At 63.9% G+C, this 19,805-nt stretch carries 19 protein-coding genes; 7 read left to right on the top strand and 12 right to left on the bottom strand.

Features of this window, described 5'->3' with window-relative positions:
- The 3 genes from LAN37_11590 (at window position 1) to LAN37_11580 (ending at window position 3,372) form a co-directional block, all read left to right on the top strand.
- Window positions 1-2,202, top strand: a complete 2,202-nt coding sequence (locus LAN37_11590) for a bifunctional (p)ppGpp synthetase/guanosine-3',5'-bis(diphosphate) 3'-pyrophosphohydrolase (GenBank protein ID MBZ5647850.1) — start codon at window positions 1-3, stop codon at window positions 2,200-2,202.
- A gap of 79 nt (window positions 2,203-2,281) precedes the next feature.
- Window positions 2,282-2,659 (top strand): RidA family protein, encoded by a 378-nt coding sequence (locus tag LAN37_11585; protein ID MBZ5647849.1) that lies wholly within the window; start codon window positions 2,282-2,284, stop codon window positions 2,657-2,659.
- Between the two features lie 41 nt (window positions 2,660-2,700).
- A complete protein-coding gene (locus LAN37_11580) occupies window positions 2,701-3,372 on the top strand; it encodes a hypothetical protein (GenBank protein MBZ5647848.1) in 672 nt (223 codons plus the stop codon).
- A gap of 49 nt (window positions 3,373-3,421) precedes the next feature.
- Here the strand turns inward: LAN37_11580 and rpmB are convergent, their stop codons facing one another.
- Window positions 3,422-3,610: a 50S ribosomal protein L28 gene (rpmB, locus tag LAN37_11575; GenBank protein ID MBZ5647847.1), complete on the bottom strand. Its 189-nt coding sequence runs from the start codon at window positions 3,608-3,610 to the stop codon at window positions 3,422-3,424.
- Between the two features lie 111 nt (window positions 3,611-3,721).
- Here rpmB and gatB point away from each other — a divergent pair, with 111 nt between their 5' ends.
- Window positions 3,722-5,197, top strand: coding sequence for an Asp-tRNA(Asn)/Glu-tRNA(Gln) amidotransferase subunit GatB (gene gatB / locus LAN37_11570; protein MBZ5647846.1), 1,476 nt, complete (start codon window positions 3,722-3,724; stop codon window positions 5,195-5,197).
- 28 nt (window positions 5,198-5,225) lie between these two features.
- On the opposite strand, the gene LAN37_11565 is transcribed toward gatB, so the two are convergent.
- On the bottom strand, window positions 5,226-5,585 hold the full coding sequence (locus LAN37_11565; GenBank protein ID MBZ5647845.1) for a TSUP family transporter: 360 nt from the start codon (window positions 5,583-5,585) through the stop codon (window positions 5,226-5,228).
- Between the two features lie 78 nt (window positions 5,586-5,663).
- A complete protein-coding gene (rsmI, locus tag LAN37_11560) occupies window positions 5,664-6,551 on the bottom strand; it encodes a 16S rRNA (cytidine(1402)-2'-O)-methyltransferase (protein MBZ5647844.1) in 888 nt (295 codons plus the stop codon).
- Window positions 6,552-6,658: 107 nt separating this feature from the next.
- Between rsmI and dacB the strand changes: the two genes are divergently transcribed.
- Complete coding sequence (gene dacB, locus LAN37_11555) at window positions 6,659-8,209, top strand: D-alanyl-D-alanine carboxypeptidase/D-alanyl-D-alanine-endopeptidase (GenBank protein MBZ5647843.1); 1,551 nt, start codon at window positions 6,659-6,661, stop codon at window positions 8,207-8,209.
- 29 nt (window positions 8,210-8,238) lie between these two features.
- Here dacB and LAN37_11550 read toward each other — a convergent pair whose 3' ends face one another.
- From LAN37_11550 to LAN37_11540, 3 genes are all read right to left on the bottom strand, one after another.
- Window positions 8,239-8,631: a hypothetical protein gene (locus tag LAN37_11550; GenBank protein ID MBZ5647842.1), complete on the bottom strand. Its 393-nt coding sequence runs from the start codon at window positions 8,629-8,631 to the stop codon at window positions 8,239-8,241.
- Between the two features lie 118 nt (window positions 8,632-8,749).
- Window positions 8,750-9,514 (bottom strand): DUF3891 family protein, encoded by a 765-nt coding sequence (locus LAN37_11545; GenBank protein ID MBZ5647841.1) that lies wholly within the window; start codon window positions 9,512-9,514, stop codon window positions 8,750-8,752.
- A 2-nt stretch (window positions 9,515-9,516) separates the two neighbouring features.
- Window positions 9,517-9,948 carry a DUF488 family protein gene (locus LAN37_11540; protein MBZ5647840.1) on the bottom strand — a complete coding sequence of 144 codons (432 nt, stop codon included), beginning with the start codon at window positions 9,946-9,948 and terminating at the stop codon, window positions 9,517-9,519.
- A gap of 42 nt (window positions 9,949-9,990) precedes the next feature.
- Between LAN37_11540 and LAN37_11535 the strand changes: the two genes are divergently transcribed.
- Together LAN37_11535 and lipA are read left to right on the top strand one after the other, a co-directional pair.
- Window positions 9,991-10,350, top strand: coding sequence for a cytochrome c (locus LAN37_11535; GenBank protein ID MBZ5647839.1), 360 nt, complete (start codon window positions 9,991-9,993; stop codon window positions 10,348-10,350).
- Window positions 10,351-10,400: 50 nt separating this feature from the next.
- A complete protein-coding gene (gene lipA, locus LAN37_11530) occupies window positions 10,401-11,306 on the top strand; it encodes a lipoyl synthase (protein ID MBZ5647838.1) in 906 nt (301 codons plus the stop codon).
- A gap of 232 nt (window positions 11,307-11,538) precedes the next feature.
- Here lipA and LAN37_11525 read toward each other — a convergent pair whose 3' ends face one another.
- The 6 genes from LAN37_11525 to selA all read right to left on the bottom strand — a co-directional run bounded on the left by LAN37_11525 (window position 11,539) and on the right by selA (window position 19,796).
- Complete coding sequence (locus tag LAN37_11525; GenBank protein ID MBZ5647837.1) at window positions 11,539-13,596, bottom strand: M13 family metallopeptidase; 2,058 nt, start codon at window positions 13,594-13,596, stop codon at window positions 11,539-11,541.
- 161 nt (window positions 13,597-13,757) lie between these two features.
- Window positions 13,758-14,828 carry an MlaD family protein gene (locus LAN37_11520; protein ID MBZ5647836.1) on the bottom strand — a complete coding sequence of 357 codons (1,071 nt, stop codon included), beginning with the start codon at window positions 14,826-14,828 and terminating at the stop codon, window positions 13,758-13,760.
- A 100-nt stretch (window positions 14,829-14,928) separates the two neighbouring features.
- Window positions 14,929-17,409, bottom strand: a complete 2,481-nt coding sequence (locus LAN37_11515) for a hypothetical protein (protein ID MBZ5647835.1) — start codon at window positions 17,407-17,409, stop codon at window positions 14,929-14,931.
- Between the two features lie 9 nt (window positions 17,410-17,418).
- Window positions 17,419-17,796, bottom strand: a complete 378-nt coding sequence (locus tag LAN37_11510; GenBank protein MBZ5647834.1) for a holo-[acyl-carrier-protein] synthase — start codon at window positions 17,794-17,796, stop codon at window positions 17,419-17,421.
- A gap of 56 nt (window positions 17,797-17,852) precedes the next feature.
- Window positions 17,853-18,377 carry a DUF488 domain-containing protein gene (locus LAN37_11505; protein MBZ5647833.1) on the bottom strand — a complete coding sequence of 175 codons (525 nt, stop codon included), beginning with the start codon at window positions 18,375-18,377 and terminating at the stop codon, window positions 17,853-17,855.
- Window positions 18,378-19,796, bottom strand: a complete 1,419-nt coding sequence (selA, locus tag LAN37_11500; protein MBZ5647832.1) for an L-seryl-tRNA(Sec) selenium transferase — start codon at window positions 19,794-19,796, stop codon at window positions 18,378-18,380.
- Window positions 19,797-19,805 lie beyond the last annotated feature (9 nt).

Raw genomic sequence — 19,805 nt, 5'->3', positions numbered from 1 at the left:
ATGGCGACGCTTCGCCACCAGATCGCGACCAACGTCCTGACGGTCACTAAGTTCCGCGACCTTCTGAAGAAGGTGCGCGCGAACCGCCCCAACGACGATCTGGACATCATCCGCAAGGCCTATGACTACTCACTGCGCCATCACACCGGGCAGACCCGGGCCACGGGCGAGCCTTACCTGATCCACCCGCTCGAAGTGGCCATTTTGCTCGCGGAGATGAAGCTGGACCCAAGCGCCATCGCCGCCGGCCTCCTGCACGACGCGGTCGAAGACACCTCGGTGACCATCGAGGACATCGAGCGCGAATTCGGCGACCAGGTGGCGCACATCGTCGAGGGCGTCACCAAGATCAGCAAGCTCGATTTTGCCAGCAAGGAGGAACGCCAGGCGGAAAACGTCCGCAAGATGGTGCTGGCCATGGTGGACGATATCCGCGTCGTCCTCATCAAGCTCGCCGACCGCCTGCACAATATGCGCACTCTGGCGGCGCTTCCGTCCGACCGCCAGCACGCCATCGCCAAGGAGACGCTGGAGATCTATGCCCCCCTTGCCCATCGCCTGGGCATGGGCAAGATCCGCGGCGAACTCGAGGACCTCGCCTTCCAGTACGTCGATCCCATCGGGTACAAGAACATCCACGACGCCATCGAGGCGCGCCGCAAGAAGGGCGAGCAGTTCCTGGAACAGATCGGAGGGGTGGTCCGCGAGAAGATCAAGGAGCACGGCATCGACGCCAAGGTCGAGAGCCGCATCAAGCGCATCTACAGCATCCAGCAGAAACTGCATCGCCAGCACATCACCGTCGACCAGGTCTACGATCTGCTCGCCGTCCGCGTCATCACCAAGTCGGTGCAGGACTGCTACGCCACGCTGGGCACCATCCACAATCTCTGGCGGCCGGTGCCGGGGCGGATCAAGGACTTCATTGCCATGCCCCGGCCGAACCTGTACCAGTCGCTGCACACCACGGTCATCGCCGAGAACGGCACGCCTTTCGAGGTGCAGATCCGCACCGAAGACATGCACAAGATGGCCGAGGAGGGCATCGCCGCCCACTGGAAGTACAAGGACGGCTCGCCCGTCTCGGCCAAGGACGAGCAGCGCCTGGCGTGGCTTCGCCAGGTGGTCGAGTGGCAGCGCGACGTCAGCGACCCCAACGAGTTCCTCAACACCCTCAAGATCGACCTCTACCCGGAAGAGGTGTACACCTTCACGCCGAAAGGGAAGGTCGTTATCCTGCCGCGCGACGCCACCTGCGTGGACTTCGCCTATACCATCCACACCGAGGTCGGACACACCTGCGTGGGCGCCAAGGTGAACGGCCGCATCGTGCCGTTGCGCTACAAGCTGCGCAACGGCGACATTGTCGAGATCATGACCCAGCCGGGCCACCACCCCAGCCGCGACTGGCTCGGCTTCGTGAAGGCCTCGCGCGCGCGCAACAAGATCCGCCACTGGATGAACGTCCACCAACGCGAGCGTGCCATCGAGATCGGCCGCAAGCTGATCGAGAAAGAGGCGCGCAAGTACCGCGTCTCCCTCAAGGACATCGACGACAAGGTGTACCAGCAGGTTGCGCAGGAGTACGGGGTCGGGCGCGCCGACGACCTGCTGGCCGGCATCGGCTACGGTAAATTCTCGTCCCGCAAGGTGTTGGGACGCCTCGCGCCCACCACGGCCGATGCGGAGGCGGAAGAGCCCAGCGGCGTCACCAGCGTGGTCCGCCGCGTCTTCGGCGGCGACGGCGGCGCCCTCAAGGTCACCGGGCACGACGACCTGCTCGTCTATCGTGCGCGCTGTTGCAACCCCATCCGCGGCGAGGAGATCGTCGGCTACGTCACCCGCGGCAAGGGAGTCGCGGTGCATTCTCGGGATTGCCCCAACGTCACCAATCTCATGTACGAAGTGGATCGTCGCATCGCGGTCGAATGGGCCCGCGAAGGCAAGACCGGGGCCCCCGGCACTTACCCCGTCAAGCTCACCGTCTTCTGCGACAACCGCGCCGGGATGCTCAAGCAGATCACCGGCATCATCTCCGACGCCAACACCAACATCCGCAACATCGAGGCGCGCACCGAAGATACCCACGCCACCATCGACATCGTCGTCGAGATCCAGGACCTGAAGCACCTGGACCAGATCACCACCGGCATTCGCAAGGTGGCCGGGGTGCGCGACGTCCAGCGCGTGCAGAAGGTCTAGCTATCAGCGATTAGCACTTAGCCATCCCAGAGGTATGCTGGCTAGACGCTAATCGCTAATAGCTCGACGGAGAAACTCTATGCGCGAACCAATCGCGACCAAAGATGCTCCTCAGGCCATCGGCCCTTATTCGCAGGCCATCAAGGCCAACGGCCTAGTCTTCTGTTCCGGCCAGGTGGCGCTCGATCCGGCCTCAGGACAGGTGGTCGCCGGCGACGTCGCGGCGCAGACCGAACGCGTACTGAAGAACTTGGCCGGCGTGCTGGCCGCGGCCGGCAGCGGTATGGACAAGGTCCTGAAGACCACTGTCTTCTTGAAGAACATGGGCGATTTCGCCGCCATGAACGAGGTGTACGGCCGTCACTTCAAGCCGCCGTTCCCCGCGCGCTCGACGGTCGAAGTGGCGCGCCTTCCCAAGGACGTTCTGGTCGAGATCGACGTGATCGCAACCCAGTGATGCCGCGGCTGACTCGCCAATTCGGCTGCGCACTAGCACTCTTGCTGGCCGTCGCTTCCAGCGCGTTCGAAGAGCATCCCGTCCGTACCCATTACGTTCTGGACCGCTGGCTCACGGCGCTGGGCGGCAAGGACAAGCTGCGCGCCGTGAAAACGATGTACGTGAAGGCTGTCATCGTGAACGCCGGGCAGATCGGCACGCTGGAGAACTGGCAGACCGCCCGCGGAGAGTACAAGACCACGGTCTTGCTGGGCGATCACGAATTCATCACCGTCTGCGACGGCCGCAGCGGCTGGGCGGTGCGGGACGGAGCGCTGCAGGACCTCGACGGTGACTTCCTGGCCTCTGCCATCACCCGCTCCTACCTGGGCAGTTATTCGCAGTTCTTCCCCGAACGCCAGCCCGGCTCCGTCGAATGGGTTGGGGAAGAACCAGACGCCTTCGTGATCAAGCTCCTGCCCACCGGCGGTGTCCCAGTGACTTTCTACCTGGACAAGAACACGGGATTGCCCATCAAACATGAGATCGTCGACGGCGACCACACGCTGACCTTCTATTACCTTGAATGGCAGGACTATGGCGGGATCAAGACCTGGAGACGAGGACGGCAGACCAGCGGCGACACCGTCGCGCCGGACCTCACGGTCACCGCCCAGGATATCCACTGGAACCCGCCGCTCGACGAGAAGATCTTTCGCAAGCCGGGCGAGTAGCTTGCACACACAAAGACCTCCCCAAAGGGAGGCCTGTCTTTTGCGGAAGTTACGCCTTGACGACCTTGCCGCTGCGCAGGCAGGAGGTGCACACGCGCAGGCGCTTGGTAGTGTTGTTCACCCGCGCGCGCACCGGGCGCAGGTTGACGTTCCAGCGCCGCTTGGTCACATTGTGGGCGTGGCTGATGTTGTTGCCGAACTGCGGCCCCTTGCCGCAGACATCACAGACTCGTGGCATGACTTCTCCAGAAAACCTTAGAACTTGAGTGCCAAAACATAGATTTTACAGGAGCGGAGCGGAGTTCGGCAAATGACCCGGCTTCCCGGTGACCCGATATAATCGCGGGTCATGGTCACCATCTCCGGCGCCGGCGTCGACGTGCGCTCGAAGTACGAGCCGGTCATCGGCCTGGAAGTCCACGTCCAGCTCCTGACCAAGTCGAAGATCTTCTGCGGGTGCGCGACCCGATTCGGAGATCCGCCGAACACCAACGTCTGCCCGGTCTGCCTCGGACTTCCTGGCGCGCTGCCAGTGCTCAACCAGCAGGCGGTCGAGTTCGCCGTGCTCGCGGCCATGGCGCTCAACTGCCAAGTCCGCGAAACCTCCATCTTCGCGCGCAAGAACTACTTTTATCCTGACCTGCCCAAGGGCTACCAGATCTCGCAGTACGACAAGCCGCTGGCCGAGCACGGCTGGATTGAGATCAACACCAACGGAGGCGCCAAGAAGATCGGCATCACGCGCCTGCACCTGGAAGAGGACGCGGGCAAGAGCCTGCACGATGGCCTGCCCGACTCCGCCGAGCGCACCTCCATCGACCTGAACCGCTCCGGCGTGCCGCTGATCGAGATCGTCAGCGAGCCCGACATCTCCTCCCCCGACGAAGCCTACGAGTACCTCACGCTGCTGAAGGAGATCATCCTGTTCACCGGCGTCAGCGACTGCAACATGGAGGAGGGCTCGCTGCGCTGCGACGCCAACGTGAGCGTCCGGCCAAAAGGACAAAAGGAATTCGGCACCAAGACCGAGGTCAAGAACGTCAACTCGTTCCGCTTCATCCGGCAGGCGCTGGCGTACGAGATCGCGCGCCACGTCGAGGTGATCGAGTCGGGCGGCAAGATCACGCAGGAGACGCGCCTGTTCAACTCCGCCGAAGGCAAGACCTACGGCATGCGCTCCAAGGAAGAGGCGCACGACTACCGCTACTTCCCCGAACCCGACCTGCTGCCGCTGGTGGTGGACGCAGCTTGGCAGAAAAAGATCCGCGGGTCGCTGCCCGAGCTGCCCGACGCCCGGCGCAAGCGCTTCGTCGCCCAGTACGGCATCACCGACTACGACGCGGGAGTGCTGACCATCTCCCGCTCGCTTGCCGACCAGTTCGAGGAGGCAGCCAAGGCGGCCAGGAATCCAAAGCGCGTCGCCAACCTGGTGCAAAGCGAACTCATGGGACGGCTGAAGGCGAAAGGGCTCGAGATCGAGAAGTCGCCCATCACCATGAAGGGCGTCGCCATGTCGGCCGACCTCGCGGAAGCGGGCACCATCTCCAGCAAGATGCTCAAGGACCTCTACGACAAGGCCTTCGAGCATAACGTGGACTTTCCCACGATCTACGAAAAGGAAAAGCCGCAGCAGATCACCGACACCACCGCGATCGAGAGAATGATCGACGAGGTCATCGCCGCCAATCCCAAGCAGCTGGAGCAGTACCGCGCCGGCAAGACCACGGTGAAGGGCTTCTTCGTCGGCCAGGTGATGAAGGCGTCGAAAGGACAGGCCAACCCCGCGCTGGTCAACGAACTGCTCGACAAGAAGCTGAGTCTCTAAGCGTTCTTTGCGATGAAATGGGTGGTCTTTATTTCTCGAAGAACATCTTCGCGGCAGTTGCCGCGATCACAACCGCGAAGATCTTGCGCAGCACGCCAGTGGGGATATGCTGCGCCCAGGCGCCGCCGAAGTAGCCTCCGATGAATATGCCCAGCGCCAGCAGGAGTCCCAGTTTCAGGTCGGCGTGGCCGGCCTTGTAGTACTGCCAGAAGGCCAGCAGGCCGGTGGGCGGGAGCAGGAGGGCAAGCGTCGTCCCCTGCGCCTGTTGCTGCGACATGGCAAAGCCGTAGACGAGGATCGGCACCAGCACCACGCCGCCTCCGATCCCGACCAGCCCGGAAAAAATTCCCACTGCAATACCCACGAGAATGCCGGCCACGATCTGCATGTCAGCTCCTTAGTGAACGGACGCAAACCTTTTCGCGATTGCTCATGGGGGACGATGTTACCAGAGGGGATGAAGGGACTAGCGGCGGCTCCGTTGCAGCTCGCGGTAGGCCTCGCTCTTGGAGACGCCCATCTCTTTTGCGACGACCTTGAGCGCCGACTTCTCGTCCAGCTTGTGCTCCGACATGACTTCCTTCAGGCGCAAGCCGACGCTTTTCTTCTTGGACGGGGCTTCGGCGAGGACCTCAGGGGCGCGGTCGATGAGCAGAGTGATCTCGCCTTTCACCTCCCCGCGGGAGCGGAGCCGGTCCAGCACCTCGTCTGCGCGCCCACGCAGGAACTCCTCGTAGATCTTGGTGACCTCGCGCGCGATGACCACGTGGCGGGAGCCGCCCAGGACTTCGACCACATCCTCGAGGGTCTCGACGATGCGGTGGGGCGCCTCGTAGAAGATCTGGGTGCGAGGCGTGTTCTTGATCCTTTCCAGCTCATCGCGGCGCTGGCCGCGCTTGTGGGGCAGAAAGCCGGTGAAGCGGAAGGAGTCGGTGGGCAGCCCGCTGGCCACCAGCGCGGCGACGAACGCCGACGCGCCGGGGACCGGCACCACTTTGATGTGATGGCGGATGGCAAGACTGATGAGGCGATGTCCGGGATCGGAAATGCCAGGCATGCCGGCGTCGGAGACAAGCGCGATTCTGGCGCCCTGCTCCGCGTTTACGATCAGTTCGGCGGCGCGCGTCATCTCGTTGTGCTCGTGGTAGCTGACGGTGGGCCTCTCGATCCCGTAGTGGTCCAGCAGTTTTTTCGTCTGGCGCGTATCCTCGCAGGCGATCAGGTCCACTTCCTTCAGGACCCGCAGCGCGCGCAGGGTGATGTCTTCGAGGTTGCCGATGGGGGTGGCGACGACGTACAGGACAGGACCGGATTCCGGGGTGCCCGGCCGCGAATTGTTGCCGCCGGTCTTCATGCGGGCCGAAGTTTATACCTGGGCGCAGGCGCGCGCAATGTCGCGCGTCACCCTCGGACGGTCGTCGTTCGCGCCGGCAGGAACCGATGTACAATCCCAGGTATCGGATGAATCGCGCGGCCCGCATCATTTCGCTCTTACTGATCGTCCTGGCGGCCCAGGCTGCGCTGGCGCGCGGCAAGCCGCTGGCTTCCCGCATCGACGCCATTCTGGCCGAACCCGATGCGGCACGCGGCTTCTGGGGCATCCAGGTGGTTTCGCTCTCGACGGGCAAAACCCTGTACGGACTGAACGCGGACAAGCTCTTCACGCCTGCCTCGATCACCAAGCTGTTCACCACTTCCGCGGCTCTGGCCATGATCGGCCCCGACTACCGGTTCCGCACCACGGTCGAGACCTCCGGCATGGTGGACAAGTATGGCCGCCTTACCGGCGACCTGGTACTGGTGGGCCGCGGCGACCCGAATCTCTCCGGCCGCACGCTCCCCTACAACCTGCGCACCGAGCGCAAGCTGCCGCCCATCCGCGTGCTCGTCGACCTGGCCGACCAGCTGGAGAAGAAGGGCGTGAAGTACATTGACGGCGACGTTGTCGCCGACGATTCCTATTTCGCCTTCGAGCGCTACGGCGCAGGCTGGTCGCAGGACGACCTGGTATGGGAGGTCGGGGCTCCGGTCTCGGCGCTGGCCGTCAACGACAACGTGATGTTCGTCAGCATCCTGCCGGCGGACCGCCCGGGCGAGAAAGCGTTCGTCAGCGTCGACCCCTTCGCCAACTACTACACGATCGACAATCGCATCCTGACCACGCCGCAGGGAACGGGGCCGCGCAAGTTTGTCTTCAGCCGGCAGCCCGGATCGCGCGTGCTCACGCTGTGGGGCAACATCCCGGTGGATGACCCCGGGGGAGGAGAGGGCCTGGCGATCGAGGATCCCGCGGACTTCGCCGCGCAGCTCTTCCAAAGCCTGCTCGAGCAGCGGGGCATCGCCATCTACGGCAAGACGCGCACCCGCCACACCGAGCTGGCCAACCTGGAGACGCTGTCGGTGACGGCGTTCGCCTCCGGCGGCGGGCGCGCCGCCAACGGCAACCACCCGCTGGTACTCGGAGCTCACGAATCGCAGCCGCTGATGGAAGACCTGACGGTCATCAATAAAGTCAGCCAGAACCTGCACGCGGAACTCATGCTGCGGCTGCTAGGCCGCGAGAAGGGGACTGCGGGCACCGTGGAAGGAGGCCTGGAGGTCGAGCGCGGCTTCCTGACCCAGGCCGGCATCGGGCGCGATGAGTACGCACTCTACGACGGCTCGGGCATGTCGCGCCTGAACCTTGTGACCCCGGCCTCGGTGGTCAAGCTGCTCAAGTATGTCGGCAACCAGCCCTGGGGCGCTGCCTACGAGAACACGCTGCCGGTGGCGGGAACCGATGGCTCCCTGATCGACCGCCTGAAAGGCACTCCCGCACAGGGGCGGGTGCACGGGAAGACCGGGACCCTCACGCACGTGACCTCGATCGCCGGCTATGCCACCACTCTCTCGGGAGAACGTGTAGCGTTCTCCATCTTCTCCAACAATCAGAAGCTGCCGACCAAGCGGACGCAGGAACTCATCGACCGCATCGTGCTCGCCGTCGTGGAAGACAGTCCCGCCCGGAAGTAGCGGTCGTTCCCCGGAAAAGAAGAGTCAATCTACTTGCTGTTGGCCACGCGGAACTCGCGGACGTCGCCGGGCTCGGAGGAGACGCTGAGTTTCGAGGGACGCGTGTAGTGCACGGAGGCATTTCCGATCTTCAGGGTCACGCGCCGGGCCGATGCCTTCTCCGCGACCAGACAGCGTGTGCACAGGCAGGCGAATTTCACCAGAGTGCCGTCCTCGTGCTCCACCTCCGCGGGCAGCACGTGGCGCACATGCGCGCGGCAGACTCCGCACTTGCCGCCTCCGCCCATCCGGAACTTCAGTTCTGCGAAGGAGAACAGAAGGTTGGCCTGGCGCACGGAGTCCTTCTCCGCCGAGCCGTTGGCCAGCGTGGCAAGGTAATCCTGGAGATCGCTGTGCAGAATGGACGCGCGTTTCCTCGCCATGACTGAGTCGTATTTCAGCAGGTTTCGCGGGCGCAATCAACGCCAAACGGGCCCGATTCGGTCTAAAGTCACATGCTCACTGGACGCGGGACATGTCCGAAAGTCACCTGCCATCTGGTTACTCCAGCACGAAGAGGAATTGCCGGGAGTTGCGTGCGTCCGGCCAGCCTCGAGCGGAGACGGCAAGCTCGTTGATCCCGTCGAGGATTGAGGGAGAGAAGCGGCAGATGGCGGCGGAATCCTGTGTCCGCACGCGCTCCAATCGAACCTTGCTGCCGGCGAAACTTTGCGGGAAAGTGACGTTCTCCTGAGCACCGCAACACAAGTACAGCGATAGCAAGTCGCAGAACTGGAGGACATCGGTCAGGCATTCCGGGTCATAAGAGCGGCAGCCGGGAAGCAGCTCGCGCTGGCGGCGGTCCTCGGCGATCAGGAATCCGCGCAGCAGGCGCATGTTCTCGGCGGTATCTTTGTTCTCGCCAGTCCGGAACTGCGCCAGCCGGCAGAAGTGCTTACTGACGATCACGGCGGCGATCGGCGCCACTTCCTGGCAGCGGTCGACGGATGCGGTCCACGCTTCGACGAAAGTGCCGGGGGCCTCGTCGATGAAAGAGCGGGGCGGCTGCCGGCCTTCCGCCGCCCGCGTATCGAAGGGGCCCCAGCCTTCATCATGCAGCGTGATCCCCTTCAGCACGTCGCTGTCGAGACCGGGGAAGACGCGCGGGGCCAGGTGGGCGGCGATGTCGCCGGCCAGCGCGGCGTGGTCGGGTTGCGCAATGAGCCAGCACTCCGAGTAAGGGTGTTTCTGGACCGGCTCTACTGCGTCCCATGCGGGAATCACCCCATCACGGGGGGCCGGAGTGAGGAGGGGTCGCAGGACCATGTTCAGCGGCGCCGGGCTGCGCGGCGGATCCGCCCGCTGGCGGCAGCTCGCGCAGGGCCCGAACTCGACGGAGGCTTGCGCATCCCTTGCAGCAGGTCGCGCAACACCGCCGCGTTATTGTGTTGTTCATTCCTGGAGGCGAAGACGAGGGTCAGCGTTTTCGATGTTGCCGCGAGGTGGTGCAGTTCCTCGAGCGCACGGGTCGCCACCGGCGACGCCAGCTCCTGCAAATAGCGCTTACGGAAGACGAGCCATTGGGTGGGTCTGGCGTGGTACCAGCGGCGCAGTGCGTTCGATGGGGCCAGATCGCGCAGCCATGAGTCGATGCGGGCCGCGCTCTTGCTCACGCCGCGTGGCCACAGCCGGTCCACCAGCACGCGCACGCCGTCGGAGACCGAGGGCTTCTCATAGGCGCGCTTGATGGTTACCTTCATGGGAGGTTGGCGAATTCCTGCCGGGTATCCATAATAGAGCGTTTGAGGACGCAAGGGAAAATCCTGCGGCTGTTCGGCGCCCTGCTTGGGTGCGCGGCGCTGGCCGCGTGCTCCAACCAGAGACCAAAGACCGATGCCGAGCTCGGCCCCCAGCAGGCGGCCGGGCGGCGCGTCTATGACACGCACTGTTTGCTCTGCCACGCGGCCTATTCTGGTTCGGGGAAGAATGGGCCATCGCTGAAAGGGACATTCAGGAAGCCGTACATGCCCAGCGGCACGCCGGCCAACGACGATCGCATGAAAGACGTGATCCTGCTGGGACGTCCCATGATGCCGGCGTTCCGCAATCAGCTCAGCGAAAAAGAGCTGCAGGATCTCCTCGCGTACCTGCACACGCTCTGAGCAGTTGAATCTGGATTCAAGGACCTGGCATCGTACAATAGAGCTTTTCCATGGCATCGCCTGTCGAACTCGTGCAGATCCAGCCCGTGCCGCCCAGGCGCACGCCGAAGCCGGAGTGGATCAAGGCGCCCGCGCCGCTGGGAGAGAACTATCGCAACCTGAAATCGCTGGCGCGGAAGCTTGGCCTGCACACCGTCTGCGAGTCGGCGCAATGCCCCAACATCGGCGAATGCTGGAACCACCGCACGGCCACCTTCATGCTGCTGGGCGACATCTGCACGCGGCGCTGCGGCTTCTGCGCCGTGCCCAAGGGCAAGCCCGGCCCCATCGACTGGGACGAGCCGCGGCGGGTCGCCGAAGCCGTGGCCCGGCTCAACCTGAAGCATGCGGTCGTCACCAGTGTGAACCGCGACGATGACAATATCGGCGGCGCGAAAGTATTTGCCGAGACCATCCGCGAGATCCGCCGCCAGGCGCCCGGCTGCCGCATCGAAGTGCTGATCCCCGATTTCCAGGGCATCGACGAGGCGCTTCAGATCGTCCTCGATGCCCGTCCCGAGATCCTCAATCACAACACCGAGACCGTACCTCGTCTCTATCGCTCGGTGCGCTCAGGGGCGAATTTCCGGCGCTCGCTTCGCCTGCTGGCCAACGTGAAGAGGTTCTCGTCCACCAGCTTGTCGAAATCCGGCGTCATGGTCGGGCTGGGCGAGAGCGTGGATGAACTGTTGGAGACGTTTCGCCTGCTGGCCGAGCAGGACGTGGACATTCTGACCGTCGGGCAGTACCTGAGACCTTCGAAAGACCACCTGCCGATTGCCCGTTTCTACACGCCCGACGAGTTCCTCATGCTGCGCGACGAGGCTATGAAGATGGGCTTCCGCCACGTCGAATCGGGCCCGCTGGTACGATCGAGCTACCACGCGCACGAGCAGTCGGAATCGGCGGCGGTCTAGCTGAATTCGGCGGCAAGAACGAAGGCCTGGCTTGCGCCAGGCCTTTTTGCTTGTCGGTCAGCTTTAGCCGCGGCGGCCGTGAGGATCCTTGTGAGTATGTTCGCGGCCGTGCTGCCGCATGACGTGGTAGGTCGTGTCCTCGATTTTGCTCAGGACATCATGTCCCCGCGGCTGCTTGCGCCGGTCCTGCTGGCCTCGATGTTTTTTCCTGCGGTCCCGCATATAGCAGATGCTACCAGACCCGGCAGGCGTTGGCGCGCACCATGGGCTGGCTCGCCTTGCAGCCGTAAGCCTTCTGGAATTCCGGCATGTTTTGGACCACACCGTTGACGCGGAAACGACCGGGGGAGTGCGGGTCCACGGTGACCAGCATGCGCGCGTATTCCGGCCGGACGTTCTGGCACCACACCTGGCCGTAGCCGATGAAGAAGCGCTGCGCCGGTGTGTAGCCGTCGATCTTGGGCGGCTCCTTCCCACCGAGGAGGTCCATCAGCGCCATGAAGGCCAGGCGCGCGCCGCCGTTATCGGCGGTGTTCTCGCCTAGCGTCAGCTTGCCTTTGAGATGCAGGTCATCGATGGACACAAAGCTGTTGTACTCGTCCACGATGCAGCTGGCACGCTGCTCGAAGGCCTTGGCGTCCTCGGGAGTCCACCAGTCGTTCAGATTTCCGTCGCCGTCGAACTTGCGGCCCTGGTCGTCGAAGCCGTGGGTCAACTCGTGCCCGACCACCAGGCCCATGGCGCCAAAGTTCACTGCATCGTCGATGTTGTTGTCATAGAAGGGCGGCTGGAGGATGCCGGCGGGGAAGTTGATGTCGTTGTGTTGCGAGCTGTAATAGGCGTTTACGGTCGGCGGTGACATGCCCCATTCTTTCTTGTCTACGGGCTTGCCGATCTTGTTCAATTGGCGCCGCTGCTCGAATGCAGCCCCGCGTACCAGGTTGCCCGCGAAATCCCCGCGCTTGACGTCGAACTTGGAGTAATCGCGCCAGTGATCAGGATAGCCGATCTTGTTGGTGATGCCCTGGAGCTTCTCGAAGGCCCGCTTCTTCGTGGCCTCGGTCATCCAGTCGAGACCTTGAAGGTCCTTGTCCATCGCGCGTTCGATGGCCTCCACCATCTTGACGGTGCGGGCCTTGCCTTCGGCGCCGAATGTGCGGTCCACGTACGGCTGGCCGAGCGCCTCGCCGAGGTTGCGGTCGGTGTATTCGACGCAGCGCTTCCAGCGCGTCAGGTTCTTTTCCGTTCCCCGCAGCACCTTGCTATTGAAGTTGAAATCCTCATTGACGAAGTCCGCGGAGAGATACCTTGCCATCTGGTTCGCCAGTTTCCACCGAAGGTAGACCTTCCAGCCGTCGAGGCTTTCGGACTGCAATAGTGCGCCCACCGCCTTGACGAATTCGGGGTTGGCGACGTTTACGCGGTCGAAGGGGGGCGGATCGATGAAGGCGAAGTAGGCATTCCAGTCAAAGGACGGGGCAAGCGCCATCATTTCCGCCTTGGACATGGGGTGCCAGACCTTGTCGGGATCGCGGCGCGCGGTGCGGTCCAGGGAGGCCTTGGCCATCGTGGTCTCCAGTTCCATGACCGTCTTCGCCTCGGCCGCCGCCGTTTCCGGCTTGTCGCCCAGGAGCTCGAAGATCCTCTGCACGTGCGTTACGTACTTTTCCCGTATGTCCTTCGACTTCTGGTCCTCCTTGAGGTAGTAGTCGCGATCGGGAAGCGAGATCCCAGCCTGGTCGAGCTCGGCGATCTGCTGGCGAGCATCCTTGAAATCGATAGTGGAGCTGAAGCTGAACAGCGCGGATGCGAACGTGTTGGCATCCGAGAGGTGGATGCGGGCGAGTTCGGCGGCGACATCATGCTTCGACTTCATGGCGGCAATGCGTTGCATCTCGGGATCGATGGGCGCGACCCCGGCGCCATCCACGGCCTTTTCATCCATGCAGGAGGAGTAGAAGTCGCCGATCTTCTGCTCCGCTGTGCTGCGTTTCGGGTCGGGGGCCGCAGCCTTCTCCAGGATCTCGTGGAGGATCTCCTGGTTGCGGTCACGCAGCACGCTGAAACTGCCCCAGGAAGGATATTCCGGAGGGATCGGATTCTTCTTCATCCAGTTACCGCAGGCGTACTGGTAGAAGTCGCCGCAGGGATCAGCCGTCTTGTCGATGGCCTCGAGGTCGAAGGAGTGGGGCCTGGCCGCGATTGCGGGTGATTGGGTTTCCTTCGGAGCCTGCGCGGAGCAGAAGCTGCTCGCGAGTAAGAACAGTGCCATGAGCTTCCATTGCCGCATGATTACCTCTCTCGTCTTTGATGGTGAACAAAGCAGTCTAAATGGGGTGACGGCCGGGCGCAAAACGACACACCTCGGCCCTTTTGTTGGACGCGGAATGGCTCGCAAAGTGAGCGGAAAAAGCCGGGGCGGAAGCCCCGGCTCTTGGATGTCGAATCCGGTTAGAAGACCCGGAAGCGGATGGTCAGGTATTTCTTGGGGTCCTCACGAATGGCCTGCACCAGCTTGCGCGTCTCCAAAAGCATCTGGTCGGCGTTGGCGTAGAGTGAGGGGTCACGGAACAGTTTGCCCACGCTGCCTTCGCCGGCGTCCATGCGCGCCAGCAGCGAATTCAGCTTGGAGATCGTATCGTCCAGCTTGTGAGCGAACTCTTCGTCGTGCGTGAACTTGCCTAACGCCCCCTTGCCGGCGTTGATATCGGCCATCAGCTGGTTGGCTTTGGCGATGGTCGAGTGGGCCTCGTTATAAAGGCTAGGGTCTTTGATCAGCTTCCCGATCGTGCCCTGGCCTTTGTCGATCTGGTCGACCATCCGGTCGACCTTGTCGATGGAGGCCTTGAGCTTGTCGTAAAGCTCGTCGTTGTTGATGAGTTTTCCGATGCTACCCTTGCCTCCGCTGATCTGGTTGGCGATCTTCTGCATCTCGCCCAGCGTCTCGTTGAGGCGGTTGTAGAGGTCGGGGTCATTGATGAGCTTGCCCACCGATCCCTGTCCGCTCTCGATCGTGCTCACGATACGGTCCAGGCGCTTGATGAGCACGTCGATGTTCTGCAACGTGCCCTGGCTGGCGCGAACCATGTCCTGAATGTCGGGCCGGGTCTGAGTGGGGAGTTCGTCGTTATTCACGGCTGGCGGGCCGTGGGCGCTCTTGCTGCTGATATCCACAAAGGTCTCACCCAGGACGCCGGCAGTGGTCAGCACGGCCTGCGAATCCTTGTGGAGTTCGCTCTTGTACCGCGTGCTGATCTTCATGGTGACCTCGACCGGGGTTAGCGGCCGGTTCACCACGCGCATGGCGGTCACGTTGCCGATATCCACGCCTTCCAGACGGACGGGGGCGCCGACGCGGAGGCCCTCGGCGTTCTCGAAGTAGGCTCGGACGCGGATCTTGGAGGTGAACAGGCCGACCTCGCCGGTCATCAGGAAGATGAGCACGGCCAGGATGAGCGTGGAAACGATGACCGTGATCCCGACACGAAGCTGCGACCACCTTACCTGCTGTTGGCTCGGCACCTCTCCCCCATCATTGCGTCCCGGCACACGAAAACTGCGGGAGAACCCAGGACTGGATTGAGTATAGAGCGCCGCATCATAACAGAACGGCTGGCGCGCGTCAGTAACTCCGTGCGGCCCGCCAGGAGGCGCTCAGGACGGCGGCGAGGAAGTACGCTCCCGCACCGAACACCAGCGTGGCGCCAAGCCCAAAATGGATCGCGATCACCATCGCCAGCACAGAGCCGAGCACGCTGGATGCCGCGTTCATCGCCCACGCCCACTCTACCGCGCCTTCCACCTCAGCGGACCGCGCGGCCAGGCTGCGCAGGCCGGTGGGGAAGGGCATGCCCATGGCGAAGCCGAGCGGGACGATTAGGGCCGCGCTTATGAGCAGCTTGATCCCGAACGCCAGCCCGACCAGCGAGGCCAGCACCCGAGGGAGCAGGTAGAGGTAGCTCAAGGTGCCGGCGACGATCAGGGCTAACACGATGCGTACGTCGGTGGCCCGCACCAGCCAGCGCCGCGACATCACGCTGCCCACCCCGCTCGACAGCAGCATCAGGAACACCACCACGGTAAGGGCGTACGTGGGATGGCCGAGGAAGAGCACGAAACGCTGGATCAGTGTGATCTCGACCATGATGTACCCCAGCCCCACCGTGATGAAGTACAGCAGCGGCAGAAACCCCACGCGGCGCGCCCGCGAGTAGAGCGCCAGGGGAAGCACCAGGAAGGCGAGGACCGCGGACAGCGCGATCACGAGCAGCATCCCCAGCACGACGATGCCAAGGTTGTTCTTCCAGTCCATGCCGGCGCCAGATCCTTCGAGGACGCTTTTCAGCGCCTGGCCGCTCTTGAAGGTGAAGAAAAAGAAGGGCGCGTCGTCGCCCACAGGCGCGATCTGGTAGGGATACTCGCGCGCGAATTCGCTGGGATCGTTTTTCAGGATCAGCTTGATGAATTCGATGGTTCCGGGCGTGTCGTCGGCCAGGATCGCGGTCTCGGATTCTGGTACATAGAGTGGCCGCAGGCGCGGGAATGCTTCCAGGTGCGCGCGCACGGCGCCGATCTCGTCGTTGGTGAACGGCGATTTCTTGGCCAGCACGGCCACTGGGCGTCCATCCGTATCCAGGGGCCCATCGGACACGATCACAAAGTGCTGCGCCGGCGACGCGATGCCCATGCGGTGCAGCGCCTCCGTCGCCTGCGCCACTACGCGCAGCGCCTCCCGGGGCTTGGCGAACTCCCAGCGCGTGATGGCGATGAAGCCATTGGGCTTCAGGTGGTCGAAATATTCGCGAAACGCTTCGAGGGTATAGAGGTTATTTTCGCTGAGCGCGAAAGCGCCGGCAGCAGTGGAAGCCCAGGTGTCCACCAGCGTCATCTCGATGACGTCGTACTTGTCCGTGCTGGCCCGGATCCACGAACGCCCGTCGCCCACGTGCATGTGCACCTGCGGCAACTCGTAGAGGTGATACGAGTAGTCGGCGTAGCTGCCGCGCATGATGTCGTCGGCGATGAGCGGGTTGATCTCGATCGCGGTCACGCTGGGGCTGCCGTTGGCCACTGCGCGCAGCACGTCCACGCCGCCGCCTGGCCCGATGATGGCGTAATCGCCGTGGGGCCGCAGCACGTTGGCGATGGCCGGCACTGCAGACATCAGATCGTCCTTCCAGTTGTAGCCCTCGCCGGACTCCTCGTCGCGCTCCTGGCCGCCGACATGGTCGGCGCCCTGCGCCGGAGCCTGCGTCTCCGCCCAGCGATTCGGGTCAACGTTCATGATGGCGGTGGAGGCGTCGGCGTCGATCACGATGTATTTCGACTGCCCGACCTGGTCCACCTCGACGCGCGAGATGGCGTTCCAGCGAGCCCAGAGCATCCACGGCTTGTCGCGGCGCTCGCCCTTGGCATAGACGATGTCGATGAGCCGCCCGCGGTAGTTGGCCGCGATCAGCAGCACCAGCACCAGCGTCAGGGTGGTGCCCAGGCGCCGTGCGCGCGTCGTCTCCGCCCAGACCAGACTAGCGGCCGCCATGCTGAGGGCCGCGAACACGACCGCGTTTGGGCCACCGATCCAGTTCAGCAGCGGAACCGCCAGCAGGCACGCGCTCGCGCCGCCCGCCAGGTCGGCGCCGTACAGCCGGGTGATCATGCCGGTCTCGCGCGCGAACACCACCGAGAACAGCAGACCGGTCAGGAAAAACGGGGCCGACGCCGCCAGGTACAGCACCGTGAGCCGGAAGAAATTCGCCTTCGTCAGGTCGAGTGCCACCGGCACGTGCAGGACGATCTCCAGCACCACCACGATCAGGATGGCATTGATGGCGCACGCTCCCGCGCCCAGCGAACGCGTGCTCCAGCGCGCCAGCCAGTCGCGTCGCACGAAAGCGAACACCCCGCCTGCGCCCAGCCCCAGCAGCGCGATGGAGATCGCCAGGAACGCGAAGTGATAGAACAGGATGACCGAGAACAGCCGGGTCAGTGCCAGCTCCAGCAGCAGGCTGGCCAGGCTGACCAGCGCTATGCCGGCCAGCAAGCGACCGCGAACGGGGGACGCGGTGTTTGTTTCGGAGACGGCGAGGATGGCAGGTTCACTCATTCGGCGGGGTCAGTCCTCGAGGATGACCTTGGCGATCGCGAGTTGGGCGGTGTGCGACAAGGAAAGCGAGGCGCGTTTCATCCCAAGCTGCGCGGCAAACCCGGCAGCCTTACCGCTGAACCGGATGGTCGGGCGCCCGCCCGGCTCCCGCCGGACCTCCACCTCCGTCCAGGCGATGCCGTTTTTCCACCCGGTGCCGATCGCCTTCAGTGCCGCCTCCTTGGCCGCGAACCGCGCCGCAAACCGTTCCGCGGCATTGCGCTTCGATCGGCAGTACTGGATCTCGCTGGGAGTGTAGATCCGCCGCAGAAAACGGTCGCCGAAGCGCTCGATGGCTTCGGCCACGCGCGCGACTTCGACGATATCGATTCCGGTGCCGACGATCATGCGAAACGGATAAAGGTAACACAGCGAGAATCGGGTCATCGGGTCAGGTGTGCTGCTCAGAAGAGTCCAGGGTAGATGACGCGGTCTTCGACGAGCTTGGCCTCGGGCGTGATGCGGTGGGGCTTTGCCGGCCCGGTGTCCACGATGTGCCGCACCTCGTGGCCGTGTAGGCCGAGGTAGTCGGAGACCAGCATGCGGTGGCACTGGAAGAACATGCGCTCGGCGCACATCACTGCCGTGGGCCTCTGCTCGGCCATCGTGACCACATCGGCGGCGGCGCGATGGAACTCGGCGGTGAGCATGTAGTCGGCGTAGTTACGGAAGGACTGATCGCGCAGGCCGGCATTCGGCGACTCGATCTTCTGCTTGCCACGACGTCCGCCCAGGCATTTCTCCCAGACGTACGCGATCCCTGCCTCCGGCAGCGCCTTCTCCAGTGATTCGCGCGCGAACCACGGCATGCGCCGCGAGGCGGGAAACGAACGGATGTCCACCAACGTACGAATGCCGTGGGCCTGCAACGCCGCGACGAGTTCGTCCAGCGTGCGCGTCGAATGCCCGATAGTGTAAACGGTGGCCAACTACTGACAGATGCGGACCAGGGCGTCGCAGACCTCGGCGTCCTGCTCGGGAAAGACCGTTCGCAGGTCCAGCAGCACGCGGCCATCCTCCACGCGTGCGATGATGGCGGGATCGTTCGCGCGCAGCCGGGCGGCGAGTTCGTCAGCACTCAGGCCGTGCCGCGAGATGGCGAGCAGGATGGTGGGCAGCGCTGCGCCGGGCGCTGAGCCTCCGCCCAGCACCGACGCTCCCTGCACCATCGCGATCCACAGTTTGGGGACGCGCGCGCCCAGTTCGGCGGACATCTTTTCCGCTCGCCGGCCCACCTCTTCGCGCGTCAATCGCATCATGCGCAGCGCCGGGATGCTGTCGTGGTCCTGGCGGATGTAGGCCATCAGGGTGGCCTCCAGCGCCGCATAGGTGAGCTTATCCACGCGCAGAGCGCGAAACATCGGGTTGGAGCGGATCTCGGCGATGACCTCTTTCTTGCCGCTCAGGATGCCGGCCTGCGGCCCGCCCAGCAGCTTGTCTCCGCTGTAGGTCACGACGTCCACCCCGGCGCGCAGGCTGTCGGTCACCACCGGCTCGCCGCTCACGCCGACGGAGCGCAGGTCGAAGAGCGCGCCGCTGCCCAGGTCTTCCAGCACCTTGAGACTGTGCTTGCGGGCCAGCACGACCAGCTCTTCGAGCTTGGGCTGCTCGGTGAAACCGACGATCTGGAAATTCGAGCGGTGCACGCGCAGCAGCAGGCGAGTCTTCTCGTTGATCGCCTTCTCGTAGTCGGCGAGGCGCGTGCGGTTGGTGGTGCCCACCTCGCGCAGCACGCCGCCGGATTTCGACATGACGTCCGGGATGCGGAACGAGCCGCCGATCTCGACCAGTTCGCCGCGCGAGACCACGACCTCGCCTCCTTCGGCCAGCGTGTTCAGCGCCAGCAACACCGCGGCGGCGTTGTTGTTGACCACGATGCTGGAGATATCGTGCAGCTCCTCGACGTTCAGCAGGCGCGCAAAAAGCCGGTCCACGTGGACATCACGCTTGCCGCGGTGTCCGGCCTCGATGTCGAATTCCAGGTTGGAGTAGGTGGCTGCAATGTGCCCGATGCGCTGGATGGCCGCGCGCGCCAGCGGAGCGCGTCCCAGGTTGGTGTGCAGCACCACGCCGGTGGCGTTGATGACCGGCCGCAGCGAATGTTGCAGCGACTGTCGCAGCTGGCGTTCGACGGCCTCCGCGATCCCGCTCACCGCCAGCGCGACGGCGTGCGCGTCGAGCTGTCCGCCAGAGATCTCCTGGCGCAGTGTGGCCAGAACGGAGCGCGCCGCCTCGGTGACCGCCGGTCGTCCTTCGCGCTCGAGGAGCGCAGCAACGGTTTCGAGCTTTAGCACCTCATCCACCGCGGGCAGCTTGCGGTAGAGTTCAGCCTTGCTGGGAGCTTTCACGCGTGCGCT

The sequence above is a fragment of the Terriglobia bacterium genome, from assembly GCA_020073495.1.
Taxonomy (GTDB): domain Bacteria; phylum Acidobacteriota; class Terriglobia; order Terriglobales; family Acidobacteriaceae; genus JAIQFD01.
The sequence above is the reverse complement of the archived record's forward strand: the minus strand, read 5'-3'. Positions and strand labels throughout refer to the sequence as shown.